Source organism: Paraconexibacter sp., assembly GCF_059438195.1.
In genome coordinates this window covers 1-12,342 of sequence record NZ_JBLKKY010000056.1, presented here as the reverse complement: position 1 = coordinate 12,342, position 12,342 = coordinate 1, and the positions used below count along the sequence as shown (strand labels likewise).

Sequence of the window (12,342 nt, the reverse complement as noted above, 5' to 3'; positions counted from 1 at the left end):
GAGCACGATAATCGCGCTCGTGCGCGTCCACGTCGCCGACCCCTCCGCCTTCACGCCGCCCTACGACCACGCGCTCTGCGAGGCGCTCGCCGCGCGCGGACTCGACGTCGTCCTCGAGACGAGCCCGTTCGGCTTCGGCGACGTCCCGCGAGGAGAGGGGTACGAGGTGCGCGAGCGCTTCTACCGCTGGCAGCCGGGCGCCTCGGGGTCGCGACGACGCGTCGCGGCGAAGCTCGCGCAGCACGTCCCGGGGATGGCGGGACTCGCACGGCGTGCCCGGCGCGAGGGCGCCGACGTCCTCCACCTCCAGTGGGCCGCCGTGCAGTACCTCGACCCGTTCCTGCTCCCACGGGACCTCCCCGTCGTGCTCACCGCCCACGACGTCCTCCCACGCGAGCCGCGGTTCGGTCAGCAGGGCGCGCAGCGCCGTCTCTACCACCGGGTCGACGCGGTCGTCGCCCACAGCGCCCACGGTCGCGACCGGCTCGTGGAGGAGGTCGGGCTCGACACCGCCAAGGTGCGGGTGATCCCGCACGGCGCGTTCACGCACCTCGCCCCCCTCCTCGACCGCGACGGCCCGTCCGCGCGGCTTCCGCACGAGCTCGCCGAGGCGCCGGGGACGAGCGACCCCGAGGCGCCCGTCGTCCTCTTCTTCGGGCTGCTGCGCCCCTACAAGGGCGTCGACGTGCTCCTCGACGCATGGGCGCAGCTGCGCCGGGCGGGCACGCCGGACGGGGCGGAGCTGTGGATCGCCGGGATGCCGCGCATGCCGACCGGCGCCCTCCACGCCGCCGCGGAGCGCGCCGGCGGCGTGCGTCGCGTCGAGCGCTTCGTCACCGACGCCGAGGCCGCCGCGCTCCTCGCGCGCGCGGACCTCGTCGTGCTGCCGTACCGCGACATCGAGCAGTCGGGCGTCCTCTACAGCGCGCTCGGTCTCGGCCGTCCGCTCGTCCTCAGCGCGGTCGGAGGCTTCCCCGAGGTCGCCGCGCACGGGGCCGCGGCGCTCGTGCCGCCGGGCGACGTCGGCGCGCTCGCCCAGCAGATGGGCCGCCTCCTCGGCGACCGCCCCGCGCGCGAGCGGCTCGCCGAGCGCGCCGCGGAGGTCGCGCACGCCGAGTACTCGTGGGAGCACGTCGCCGCCTCCCACGAGGACCTTTACCGCTCGCTGCGCTGACCCGCCGCGCGGGCGGCGCAGCCGGGGGGTACGAATCCAACGCGCGTTGAATTCGCTCCCATATAGGGGGCGAATCGAACGCGCGTTGAATTCGTACCCCGGTGCCTCGTTCGATTCGCACCCGCCGCCGGGGCGCACGCGGCGGCGCGGCGCGCGAGAATGCCCGCCGTGCGCAGGCTCGCCGCCACGACGACGCTGCTCACCGGCGGGCTCGTCGTCTTCGCCCAGGTGGGCTATCCGCTCACACTCGCGCTCCGGGAGCGCCTCCGGGGACGGGGCGGCGACGACGCGACGCCGGCCCCCGCGGACGAGGACCTGCCCTCCGTGTCGCTCGTCATCGCCGCGCACCGCGAGGCGGAGGTCATCGCCGACAAGGTCCGCAACGCCCTCGCCCTCGACTACCCGCGCGACCGGCTCGAGGTCGTCGTCTCCTGCGACGGCTCGCCGGACGAGACGCCGCGCCTCGCGCGCGAAGCCGGCGCGGACGTCGTCCTCGAGAACCCGCGCGGCGGGAAGATCCGCGCGCAGGACGCCGCGGTGGCGCGCTCGCGCGCGGACGTCGTCGCCTTCTCCGACGCCAACGCGATGTGGGAGCCCGACGCGCTGCGCCGGCTCGTCGCCGCCTTCGCCGACCCCTCGGTCGGCTACGCGTGCGGCCGCGTCACGTTCCTCTCGGCGGACGGCGGCACGAACCAGGAGGGCGCCTACTGGCGCTACGAGATGTGGCTGCGCGGCATGGAGTCGCGGCTGCACTCCGTCACCGCCGGCAACGGCGCGATCTACGCGACGCGGCGCGAGGCGTACGTCGTCGTCGACCCCGTGATGGGCCACGACCTCACGTTCCCGTTCACGTTCGTCCAGAACGGCTGGCGGGCCGTCGACGCGCAGGACGCGCGAGCGACCGAGCGGATGGTCCCCTCGGTCGAGGGCGAGTCGGCCCGCAAGCGCCGCATGATGAGCCACGCGTGGGCGATCGTCCTCCGCGGCGGCCTCCTGCGCCTCGACCGCTATCCGCCCGCCTACGCCTACGCGATCGTCGGGCATCGCGTCCTGCGCTATGCGTCGCCCTTCCTCCATCTCGCCGCCCTCGCGGCGAACGCCGCGTGGACGCTGCAGCCGCGCGCGCCGGCTGCCCGCGCCGCACGCGCCGCGCTCGCCGCCCAGCTCGCCCTCCTCGGCGCCGCCGCGGCCGGGGCCCGCGTCCGCTCCCGCCCGCTCCTCCTCGCGCGCTACTACGTCCTCACCACCGCCTCGATCGCCCTCGGCCTCGCCGACCACCTCCGCCACGGCACCGAGGCCGGCTGGTCGCCTCCGGAGGGGACCCGCTGATGCGTGAGCCGTTCCGCCGCCTCTTCGACGTCGTCGTCGCCGGGACCGCGCTCCTCGTCGCCGCGCCGGTCCTCGCCGTCGCGATGCTCGCGGTCCGGCTCGAGACGCCGGGAGGCGCGATCTACCGCCAGCGCCGCGTCGGCCAGCACGGCCGCGAGTTCGACGTCCTCAAGCTGCGGACGATGGTGCAGGGCGCGGAGCACATCGGCGCGGGGCTCGCGGTGAACGCGGGCGATGCGCGGATCACGAGGGTCGGCGAGCTGCTGCGCGCGACGTCGATCGACGAGCTGCCGAACCTCGTCAACGTCATCCGCGGCGACATGGCGATCATCGGCCCCCGCCCGACGCTCCCCTCCCAGGTCGCCCAGTACACCGAGCGCCAGCGGGGACGACTCGCGCTGCGGCCCGGCATCACCGGCTGGGCGCAGGTGAACGGCCGCGCCTCGCTGCCGTGGTCGCAGCGCATCGAGCTCGATCTCTTCTACATCGAGAACGCCTCGCTGCGCCTCGACGTCACGATCCTCTGGCGCACGCTCTGGATCCTCCTTCGCCCGGGCGCGGACACCTACAAGGGCGAGGGCGGCGGCTGGGACGGACCGCCGGCCTGACTCGTCGCGACGGCCCGTCGCGCGATGATGCGAGAGATGCGTCGCCTTCCCGCCGCGCTCGCCGCCCTCGTGGCCGTCGCCCTCGCCGCCGCCGTCGTCGCCGTCCTCACCGGCGGGGACGGGGACGACGGGGGCCGCGCGGCCGCCCCTCCCCCCGTCTCGATCGGCGACTGGCGCCACGTCGCCGATCCCGACGACGAGGGCCTCGACGGCGGCTGGGTCTCGAACCCGCCGCCGACGGAGCCGGTCGCCGTCCCGGGGGTCCCGGAGGCGCGCGCGATCGGCGGCGAGGCGGGCAAGCGCTCGTTCGAGGGCTCGGTCGAGTGGTGGCGCGCGACCCTCACCGTCCCGCGACCGGGGCGCTACGCCGTCCGGTTCGGGTCCGTCGGGCACGACGCGATCGTGTGGATCGACGGCGAGCGGGCCTGCGAGCACACCGGCGCCTACGAGCCCTTCGACTGTCGCGCGACGCTGCGTCGCCCCGGCCGCCACGAGGTCGTGCTGCGCGCCGACTGGCGCGACATCGAGCGCCAGGAGGAGGACGGTCACGACCGCGCGTGGTGGAACTGGGGCGGCCCGTCCTGGGAGGTCACCGCGCGGCGCGTCACCGACGTCGAGGTCCAGCTCGTCGGCGTGCAGACCCGGCTCGACGAGCGGGGCCGCGCGCGCGTCGCGCTCGACCTGAAGCTGCGGGACACCCGCGCGAAGGTCGCCGGCACCCGCGCGATGTCGCGCCGCGTCACGGGGGTCCTCGAGCACGCCGGCCGCCGCATCGCGCTCGAGGTCCCCCGCACGCGCCTCTCGCGCGGCGGGACCGCGCGGGTGGAGGCGGAGGTCGTCGTCCCCGACCCGGTGCTGTGGTCACCCGACTCGCCCGCGCTCCACACCGTCCGGCTGAGGGCGAGCGGCGGCGGACGGCTCGTCCGCCGCATCGGCCTGCGCGAGATCCGCACCGACGGCCCGCGCCTCCTCCTCAACGGCGAGCCGCTGCGGCTCGTCGGCGCCGGCCTGCCGCCGGACGCCCGCGGCCACGGCGACGCGCTCACGGCGAACGACCGCCGCGAGATCCTCCTCGAGCTGAAGGCGATCGGCGCGAACGCCGTGCGCTCTCAGCACCCGCTCTCGGACGCCTTCCTCTCCGAGCTCGACGCCGCCGGCATCCTCGTGTGGCAGCTCATCGGCCCGTTCGACAAGGCCGGGAAGTTCTGGGCGCAGACCCCGGAGCGCCGCGAGGAGGCGACCGATCGCGCGCTGCGCACCGCCGACCGCGCCGGTGCGCACCCGTCGATCCTCGCGTGGTCCCTCTCGAACGAGATCGCCGGCCGCGGACACCCGGGCGGCCAGGCCGCCTACATCGACGGGCTCGCGAAGGACCTGAAGGAGCGGACGCCGGGCGTCCTCGTCGCCGCGGACGTATGGGGGAGCGCCGTCCCGCGCGAGCCGTCGCGGCTCTACCGTCGCCTCGACGCCGTCGGCCTCACCGAGTACGTGGGGATCGCCGAGCTCGCCGGCGCGCCCGCCGCCGAGCAGCAGGCGGAGGTGGCGGAGAAGCTCGACCGCCTCCGCGGCGCCTTCCCCGACAAGCCCCTGGTCGTCACGGAGTTCGGCGCGAACGCGAACGCCTCGAACCCGACCGACGAGCCCGGCGGCTTCCGCTACCAGTCCGACCTCCTGCGCCGCCGCATCGCCTACTACCGCGGTCGCGAGGACGTCGCCGGGATGCTCATCTGGATCCTCCGCGACTACGCCGTCTCCCACGACTTCTCGGGTGGCAACCTCGGCAAGCGCCTCCCGGACCTCGAGCTCTCGGCGCCGCTCAGCGAGAAGGGGCTCTTCCGCTACGACGAGACGCCGAAGCCGGCGGTGAAGGTCGTCCGCGAGGCGTTCGCGAAGGTCGACGACGCGCCGCCGGCGCGGATCGGCGGCTGAGCGGCGTCCCGCGCGCGACGGGTCGATGCCGAGGGAGCGGCAGGTGCCGGGCACCGGGTCGACGTGAGATAGCCCCGCCTCGTGGCCGGGGCAACCGCGCCGTCGGGCGCACCTCGCCCGGACGTCCCTGGACGGACGTCCGAGTTCAGAGGTCCCCGGAAGTGGCGATCATCGGGGCATGGAGCAGCGGGATCCCGTCCACGGACTCACGGTCGACGAGACGCGGGCGTGCGACCGACTCTTCGATCTCCTCACGCAGGAGATCGTGGAGGCAGACGACGTGCGGGAGATCGAGCGCCCTTCGCGCCCCGCGCTCCACGTCGTCGACGCCCGGCCCGAGGAGAGCCGGGCGCCGACGCTCCTCTAGTCCACCCAGAACTCCTGGTCGAGCTCGCCGTCGCCCTCGTGGCGCGGGCCGAAGACGAGGATCTCGAGACCCTCGGGCCCGCCCTCGATGCTGCGCATCGCCTCCGGCGCGACGCGCACCGCATCGAGCGACGCGAGGCCGACGATGTCGTCCTCGATCTTCATGCGGCCGGAGCCGCTGATGACGACGTAGACCTCCTCCGCCTTCTCGTGGCGGTGGCCGAACGGAAGTCGCTTCCCCGGCTTGATGACGTGGAAGGCGAGCCCCGTCGTCTCGGCGCCGAGCGCCTCGCGCGGGAACCGCACCTCCGCGACCTCGGCCATGCCTCGCGCGGCGCCGATCTCCTCGACGTCGCGGAGGTTCTTCAGCGTGTAGCTGCTCATGACGGCGAGCCTATCCGGGAGCGCGCCTCTCGTCGGCCCGCGCGACCTGCTGGTCGCGCAGCTCCTGCTGGAGCGCGTCGAGCGCCGTGCGCAGCTCGTCGATGCGGTCCTCGACCGCGACGGTGAGGTCGTCCTCGACTCCCTCGGTCTCCGCGGCCGCCGCGCGCTCGCGCTCGCGCTGCCGGCGCAGGTCCTCGGCGCGCGCCTCCTCCATCGAGTTGAGGACGATCCCGATGAAGAGGTTGAACACGAGGAACGACGCGATGAGGACGTAGCTGACGAAGAAGAGCACCGTCCAGTCCGAGAGCTCCTGGCCGCTCGCGATGTAGTCCGGGAGGTTCTCGAGCGTGAGGAGGACGAACATCGTGAGCATCGCCTGCGCGACGTTCCCGTAGTTCTCCGGGTCGTGGTCGTCGAAGATGAGCCAGCCGACCATCCCGTAGACGTAGACGAGGAGCGCGGTCCCGGCGGCGAGCGACGCCACGCCCGGGACGCTGCGGCCGACGGCGCCGACGAGGACCCGCAGGTCGGGGAGGAAGCGGACGATGCGCACGACGCGGAGGAGCCGCGCGATGCGCAGCAGCGACGCGTTGAGGCCGGGGATGTAGCTCGCGCCGACGACGATGAAGTCGAAGGTGTTCCAGCCGCTCGAGAAGTAGCGCCGCGGTGAGCGGTCGGCCGCGACGAAGCGGATGAGCAGCTCGACGGTGAAGATCCCGAGGAAGACCTTGTCGAGCACCGAGAGGAGATCGCCCACGTCCTCGTCGACGCCCTCGAAGGTCTCGAGGCCGAGGACGACCGCGTTGAGGAGGATGACCGAGAGCATCGCCGCCTCGAAGCGGTCGGAGGCGGCGAGCCGGCGGCAGAGGGCGACCATGACGGCCGCGAATCGTGTCACGGCCGCCGAGGCGCCGCCCGCTTCGCCGAACGCGTAGCGTGCCGCCTCATGCCCCGGGCCGTCCTCCTCACCGGCGTCGGCAAGCGCTACGACATCGTGAGCGCGTTCGCGCAGCACACGAAGGTGGTCGCGGCCGACCCGAACCCGCTCGCCCCCGCCCAGTACGCGGCGACCGTCCGCACCGGCGTGCCGCTCATCCGCGACCCGGAGTACGTCCCGACGCTCCGGGCCCTCTGCGACGAGCACGACGTCGGCGCGATCGTCCCGCTCACGGACCTCGACATCGAGACGCTCGCGCAGGCGCGCGAGGAGGGCGCGCTCCCCGAGGCGCTCGTGCCGCCGCTGCGCACGGCGACGGCCACCTTCGACAAGCACCGCACCCATCTCATCCTCCGCGAGAACGGGCTGCCCTCGCCGCCGACCGTGCTCCCCCGGGACCTCGACGAGATGGACGGGCTCTACCCCGTGATGGTGAAGCCGGTGCGCGGCTCCGGGGCGCGCTCGATCCACCCCGCGCGCGACCGCCGGGACGCGGAGTTCTTCATCGACTACGTCGACGAGCCCGTGATGATCCAGAAGCTCATGCGCGGCCCCGAGTTCTCGATGGACTGCCTCAGCGACACCGAGGGCTGCTGCCTCAACGTCATCCCGCGGACGATGCTCGAGTCGCGCGGGGGCGAGTCGATCAAGGGCGCCGCGATCGCGGACGAGGAGCTCGTCGAGCTCGGCCGGCGCGTCGTCGAGGCGCTCGAGGTCCGCGGCCCGTGCACCGTCCAGGCGTTCCGCGACCAGGAGGTCGGGCTCGGGATCACCGATGTCAACACGCGCTTCGGCGGGGCGTTCCCCGCGCCGATGTACGCGGCGCTGCCGGGACGCACGTACCCCGAGCTCATCATGCGGATGGCGAGCGGCGAGCCCGTCGAGCCGCACGTCGGCGAGTTCGAGCCCGGGCGCCACTTCACGCGGTACTACTGGCAGCTCGAGCTCGACACGGACCTCCAGCCGACGGGCCGCGACATCGTCGACCCGCCGGGCCCTCCGACGCCGCGGTGAGCGCCCGCCGCTACGGCTCGATGACGTTGCGCGGGTCCGGCCGCCCCTCCGGCGGGGCCTGGGAGTAGTCGCCCCAGCGCTCGTCGCGCTCGCGCACGACGGCGCCGACGCCGTCCCGCTCGGCGGTCCGGATGAACTCCCGCGCCTCGGGGATGTTGCGCATGAGGCCGTCGAGGATCGGCCCGAGGGTCTGGGTCGCGCCGAGGCCCATCTGCTCGTAGGCGTGGTTGACGATCATCTTCTGCGCCGCGAGCTGGGCCATGGGGATCGACGCGAGCTCCTCCGCGCGCTCGCGGACGCGGTCCTCGAGCTCGGCGAACGGCACGGCCTCGTTGATGAGCTCGACGTCGGCCGCCTCCCGGCCGGAGAGCGGCCGCCCCGTGAGGGCGTGGTGCTTCGCGCGGGAGAGGCCGAGCCGGTAGATCCACATCGCGCTGAGGTACGCGCCCCACATGCGCGAGTACGGGGTCCCGATCTGGGCGTCCTCACTCGCGACCACCAGGTCGGCGCAGAGCGCCGTGTCGCTGCCGCCGCCGAGGCACCACCCGTGGACCTGGGCGATGACCGGCTTCGGCGAGCGCCAGAGGGCGAGGAGCTTCTGCGTCGGCGCGACCTGCGGCGCGGTCGCGAACCAGAAGTCCTTGCCGGGATCCCACTCGCCCTCGGTGGTGATCCACTCGTCCCAGTGCGAGAAGCCCTCGCCGAAGTCGTAGCCGGCGCAGAACGAGCTCCCCGCACCGCGCAGGACGATGACCTTCACCGCGTGGTCGTGAACGGCCTCGGTGACCGCCGCCTCCACCTCGTCGGGCATCGGCGGGACGATCGTGTTGAGCCGACCTGGGCGGTTGAGGGTGATCGTCGCGATCGCGCCGTCGACCTCGTAGAGGATCGTCTGATGTGGAGTCATTCCACATCCATACCATGAGGGTGTGGCGGCTGACTACGGCACCGGGCGCGAGCGGCTCCTCGCCGCGGCCCGCGAGCACCTCGTGCGCACCGGCGGCGCGCTCGAGATCGAGCCGGTCGCCGCGCGCGCGGGCGTCTCCAAGGGGCTCGTGTGGCGGCACTTCGGCAACCGCTCCGGGCTCCTCGCAGCCGTGGTCGCGAGCTACTGGGACGCCTACGACGCCGTCGTCGACGACCCGGCCGTGCCCGGCGCGACCTGGGGACGTCGGGAACGCGAGCGACTCGCCCGCGTCGTCGCGTTCGTCCTCGACGAGCCGCTCTCGAAGGTCGTCCTCGGCCGCCTCGACGGCGACGCCGACGTGCACGCGATCCAGGCCGAGCGCCTCGCGCGGCGGACCGCGGCGGCGGCCGCGAACATCCGCCGCGGTCAGCAGGCCGGTGAGCTGCCCGCGGCGCTCGACGCCGACGTCGCCGCGGCGTTCGTCATGGGCGGGCTCCACGAGGCGACGGTCCGGGCGCTCGCGAGCGCCGCCCCTCCCTCGCGGGAGGAGCTCACGGCGTCGCTGTGGGCCGCGACCGCCGCCGTCCTCGGCGTGCGGTGAGCGCCGGCCCTCCTACGGGACGAACTCGGGGCCCTTGTCCACGTACTTCGCGCGGAACGCGCGGAAGGCGTCGATCGCCTCGGGCGAGAGCTCCTCGCAGCTGATCATGTTCGTCCACGCGGTCGCGGCGAACTGAGGCTCCATGCCCGTCTGGTTCTGGTAGAGCAGCTGGTGGTAGCCGTTGCCGCCGCTGAAGTCCTCGTTCCAGAGCGCCTTCAGCGTCTCGACGTCCTCCGCGGGCGTGCCGGGCTTGTACTGGAAGTTGATGCGGCCGTGCTCGAGCGCGTGGACCGTGAGCTCCTTCGGAGGCTCGTTGCCGGCGTCGTAGACGCCGTCCTCGGCCCACACCGGGGTGTGCGTCCCGGACGTGGGCGGGTTCGTCTTGTAGTCGTCGAAGGTGCCGGTGTTGCTCGAGAGGTGCTCGTTGCCCTCGTTCGCGAGCCCTTCGCGGAGGTCGCAGCCGGCCGCCCGCGCGGCGGCCGAGAGGTCCTCGATCTGGCGCGGCGGGAGATCGACGGACGACTCGACGTCCGCGGTCGCGTCGCCCTCGGCGCCGCCGCCGTCGCTGCCGCCGGCGACGATGGCCGCGGCGATGCCGCCGACCGCGAGGACGGCGACGACCACGCCGCCGACGAGCTGCAGGCGCCGCTTGCGCGCGGCCTCGGCCTGCTCGGCCTGCTGCTGCGCCTCGCGCTCCTGGCGCAGGCGCTCCTTCTCCTCCTTGCGGCTCGACATGGGGCGAAGACTAACCGCAGGCCGCCCTCGCGGGCGGCACTCGCGGCGTGCTCAAGCTCCACGCCGGCCCGCCGAAGACCGTGAGCATGGGCATGATCGAGACCCGCGACGACGGGGCCTCGGGCGACCCGCCGGCCGACGCCGGCGCGCCGGCGTTCGCCGCGGCGATCGAGGTGCGCGCACGCACGGGCGTGCAGTCCGCCGCCGTCCTCATCGACGTCGACCGGCTCGCGGAGATCAACGACGCTCTCGGCAGGGCGTCGGCCGACGCCCTGCTCGATGCGCTCGCAGAGCGGCTCCGCGACCATCTCCGGCCCGACGACGCCGTCCTCGGGCTCGGGGGCGGCACGTACGGGCTCGTGCTCCCGGGCGCTCGGCGGCTCGACGGCCTCCTCGTCGCCGAGCGGCTCCGCGCCGCGGTGACCCGCGCGCCGCTGGAGGGCTTCGCCGTCTCGGTGAGCGCCGGCGTCGCCGCGCTCCCCGATGACGGCGAGACCGCCCGAGAGGTCGAGGGGGCCGCCCGCCGCGCGCTCGCCTGGGCGAAGGGCCAGGGTCGCAACGTCTGCGCCGTCGCGAGCGAGGTCGGCGTGGAGATCGGCCACCAGGACGGCGCCGACGTCCTCGCGCACCTCAACGCGGTCGTCGCGTCGATCGACGCGCGCGAGCTGCAGACGCGCGACCACTCCGTCAACGTCGCCGCCTACGCCGTCGCGACGTGTCAGCGGCTCGGGCTGCCCGAGGCGAGGACGGTGAGCATCCGGCGCGCCGCGTTCCTCCACGACATCGGGAAGATCGCCGTCGACCAGGCGATCCTCGCGAAGCCGGGCCGGCTCACCGACGCCGAGTTCGCGCAGATGCAGATCCACCCGGTCGTCGGCGCCCGCATGGTCCACCACGGCGGCCTCGTGGACGAGGCTCACTGGATCCGCCACCACCACGAGCGCATCGACGGGCGCGGCTACCCCGACGGCCTCGCCCGCGACGAGATCCCGCTCGAGTCCCGGATCATCTTCGTCGCCGACGCGTTCGAGGCCATGACCTCCGATCGCCCCTACCGGCGCGGACTCCCGGTCCCCGACGCCCTCGCCGAGGTGCGCGCATGCGCCGGCACGCAGTTCGACGAGGGCATCTCCGAGGTCTTCTGCGAGCTCGTGGAGTCGGGTGTCATCGACGACCTCTCGCTGCGTGACTGAAGCGCAGCCGGGCGCCGCTCCCTGGCGTCGCGCCGGCGAACCTGCCAACCTGCGACAGGCGCCACGCGTTATCGACGTGTGGCCGGTTTCTGGCGCACCCTTGGTCTGAGCACTCGATGTCGAGCGTGGTCACCGACGTCTCATCGCGTCCCCGGAGCGGGCGCATGCTCCGCCTGCTCTCCGACGAACGCCTCGTCGCCCGGGTGCGCGCCGGGGACGAGCGCGCCTTCGAGGCCGTCTACGACCGGTATCAGGCGCCGCTCCTCTCCTTCTGCCGTCACATGCTCGGCCAGCGCGACGACGCCGAGGACGCCGTCCAGCACACCTGCATCTCCGCCTACCGCGCCCTCCTCGCCGACGACCGGCCGATCCAGCTCAAGGCATGGCTGTTCGCGATCGCGCGCAACCGCTGCCTCACCATCCTCCGCGCGCGGCGGGATCACGCCGATGTCGACGACCACGTCCCCGCGACCGCGGGTCTCTCGAGCGAGGTCGAGCGCCGCGAGGACCTCCGCACCCTGCTCACCGACCTCCACTCGCTCCCGGACGATCAGCGCGCCGCGCTCGTCCTCATGGAGATCGGCGCCCACTCCCACGACGAGATCGCGGTGATCCTCGACGTGCGCAAGGAGAAGGTCAAGGCCCTCGTCTTCCAGGCCCGCGAGCACCTCCAGGGGCGCCGCGCGGCGCGCGAAGCGGACTGCGAGGAGATCCGCGAGCAGCTCGCCACGCTCAAGGGCCCGTCGCTGCGTCGGTCTCCGCTGCGCCATCACCTCGCGGTCTGCCCCGGCTGCGACGAGTTCGCGGCGGAGGTGCGCCGGCAGCGCGCGGCGCTCGGCGCGCTCCTCCCGGTCGTGCCAGGGGCGGGCCTCAAGGCATCGGTCCTCGGCGGCATCTTCGGCGGCGGCGGAGGTGGCGCCGCCGGCGGCGGAGCGATCGCCTCGAGCCTCGGCAGCGGCGGCGACGGAGCGGCGGCGGCCGCCGCCGGCCTCGGCGCCCTCGGGACCGGCGGCGGGCTCTTCGCGATGATCGGCGCGCAGGGCGCGACGGTGAAGGCACTTGCGACGATCGTCGCGGCGGGCGGGCTCGGTGGAGCCGGCTACGTCGCCGTCGACTCCGGTGGCGGCGGCGAGCGCACGCCTGCCGCGGTCGTCGAGGACGCGCC

The 12,342-nt window shown here is 74.1% G+C and carries 13 protein-coding genes; 9 read left to right on the top strand and 4 right to left on the bottom strand.

The features are described from left to right. Positions 1-19: 19 nt before the first annotated feature. The 5 genes from ACME2J_RS16840 (at position 20) to ACME2J_RS16820 (ending at position 5,407) form a co-directional block, all read left to right on the top strand. Entirely contained in the window at positions 20-1,174 is a 1,155-nt protein-coding gene (locus ACME2J_RS16840; RefSeq protein WP_495546097.1) for a glycosyltransferase family 4 protein, read from the top strand. A gap of 168 nt (positions 1,175-1,342) precedes the next feature. Next, complete coding sequence (locus ACME2J_RS16835) at positions 1,343-2,503, top strand: glycosyltransferase family 2 protein (protein ID WP_495546096.1); 1,161 nt, start codon at positions 1,343-1,345, stop codon at positions 2,501-2,503. After that, positions 2,503-3,111, top strand: a complete 609-nt coding sequence (locus ACME2J_RS16830) for a sugar transferase (RefSeq protein WP_495546095.1) — start codon at positions 2,503-2,505, stop codon at positions 3,109-3,111. Before ACME2J_RS16835 ends, ACME2J_RS16830 begins: the two co-directional genes overlap by 1 nt. A gap of 36 nt (positions 3,112-3,147) precedes the next feature. Continuing rightward, positions 3,148-5,040: a glycoside hydrolase family 2 TIM barrel-domain containing protein gene (locus ACME2J_RS16825; RefSeq protein WP_495546094.1), complete on the top strand. Its 1,893-nt coding sequence runs from the start codon at positions 3,148-3,150 to the stop codon at positions 5,038-5,040. A 178-nt stretch (positions 5,041-5,218) separates the two neighbouring features. Beyond that, positions 5,219-5,407, top strand: a complete 189-nt coding sequence (locus tag ACME2J_RS16820) for a hypothetical protein (protein ID WP_495546093.1) — start codon at positions 5,219-5,221, stop codon at positions 5,405-5,407. On the opposite strand, the gene ACME2J_RS16815 is transcribed toward ACME2J_RS16820, so the two are convergent. Continuing rightward, the gene (locus tag ACME2J_RS16815) at positions 5,404-5,790 is read right to left on the bottom strand and encodes a cupin domain-containing protein (RefSeq protein ID WP_495546092.1); all 387 of its coding nucleotides are present in this window, start codon (positions 5,788-5,790) and stop codon (positions 5,404-5,406) included. The two genes, ACME2J_RS16820 and ACME2J_RS16815, sit on opposite strands and share 4 nt — an antisense overlap. Before the next feature lie 10 nt (positions 5,791-5,800). Further along, on the bottom strand, positions 5,801-6,688 hold the full coding sequence (locus ACME2J_RS16810) for an ion transporter (RefSeq protein ID WP_495546091.1): 888 nt from the start codon (positions 6,686-6,688) through the stop codon (positions 5,801-5,803). 48 nt (positions 6,689-6,736) lie between these two features. Between ACME2J_RS16810 and ACME2J_RS16805 the strand changes: the two genes are divergently transcribed. After that, positions 6,737-7,741, top strand: coding sequence for an ATP-grasp domain-containing protein (locus ACME2J_RS16805; RefSeq protein ID WP_495546090.1), 1,005 nt, complete (start codon positions 6,737-6,739; stop codon positions 7,739-7,741). 10 nt (positions 7,742-7,751) lie between these two features. Here ACME2J_RS16805 and ACME2J_RS16800 read toward each other — a convergent pair whose 3' ends face one another. Beyond that, a complete protein-coding gene (locus ACME2J_RS16800) occupies positions 7,752-8,648 on the bottom strand; it encodes a crotonase/enoyl-CoA hydratase family protein (RefSeq protein ID WP_495546089.1) in 897 nt (298 codons plus the stop codon). 22 nt (positions 8,649-8,670) lie between these two features. Here ACME2J_RS16800 and ACME2J_RS16795 point away from each other — a divergent pair, with 22 nt between their 5' ends. Next, the gene (locus tag ACME2J_RS16795) at positions 8,671-9,249 is read left to right on the top strand and encodes a TetR/AcrR family transcriptional regulator (protein ID WP_495546088.1); all 579 of its coding nucleotides are present in this window, start codon (positions 8,671-8,673) and stop codon (positions 9,247-9,249) included. Positions 9,250-9,261: 12 nt separating this feature from the next. Here ACME2J_RS16795 and ACME2J_RS16790 read toward each other — a convergent pair whose 3' ends face one another. Then, the gene (locus ACME2J_RS16790; RefSeq protein WP_495546087.1) at positions 9,262-9,984 is read right to left on the bottom strand and encodes a DUF3105 domain-containing protein; all 723 of its coding nucleotides are present in this window, start codon (positions 9,982-9,984) and stop codon (positions 9,262-9,264) included. A gap of 47 nt (positions 9,985-10,031) precedes the next feature. Here ACME2J_RS16790 and ACME2J_RS16785 point away from each other — a divergent pair, with 47 nt between their 5' ends. After that, the gene (locus ACME2J_RS16785; RefSeq protein WP_495546086.1) at positions 10,032-11,177 is read left to right on the top strand and encodes an HD-GYP domain-containing protein; all 1,146 of its coding nucleotides are present in this window, start codon (positions 10,032-10,034) and stop codon (positions 11,175-11,177) included. Between the two features lie 164 nt (positions 11,178-11,341). After that, positions 11,342-12,342, top strand: a 1,001-nt coding sequence (locus tag ACME2J_RS16780; RefSeq protein ID WP_495546085.1) for an RNA polymerase sigma factor, incomplete at its 3' end; no start/stop codon positions are given.

Bases quoted from the DNA above. Each gene is read 5' to 3' on its own strand.
- ACME2J_RS16830 (WP_495546095.1), top strand. From the start codon at position 2,503: ATGCGTGAGCCGTTCCGCCGCCTCTTCGACGTCGTCGTCGCCGGGACC.
- ACME2J_RS16825 (WP_495546094.1), top strand. From the start codon at position 3,148: ATGCGTCGCCTTCCCGCCGCGCTCGCCGCCCTCGTGGCCGTCGCCCTC.
- ACME2J_RS16820 (WP_495546093.1), top strand. From the start codon at position 5,219: ATGGAGCAGCGGGATCCCGTCCACGGACTCACGGTCGACGAGACGCGG.
- ACME2J_RS16815 (WP_495546092.1), bottom strand. From the start codon at position 5,790: ATGAGCAGCTACACGCTGAAGAACCTCCGCGACGTCGAGGAGATCGGC.
- ACME2J_RS16805 (WP_495546090.1), top strand. From the start codon at position 6,737: ATGCCCCGGGCCGTCCTCCTCACCGGCGTCGGCAAGCGCTACGACATC.
- ACME2J_RS16800 (WP_495546089.1), bottom strand. From the start codon at position 8,648: ATGACTCCACATCAGACGATCCTCTACGAGGTCGACGGCGCGATCGCG.
- ACME2J_RS16790 (WP_495546087.1), bottom strand. From the start codon at position 9,984: ATGTCGAGCCGCAAGGAGGAGAAGGAGCGCCTGCGCCAGGAGCGCGAG.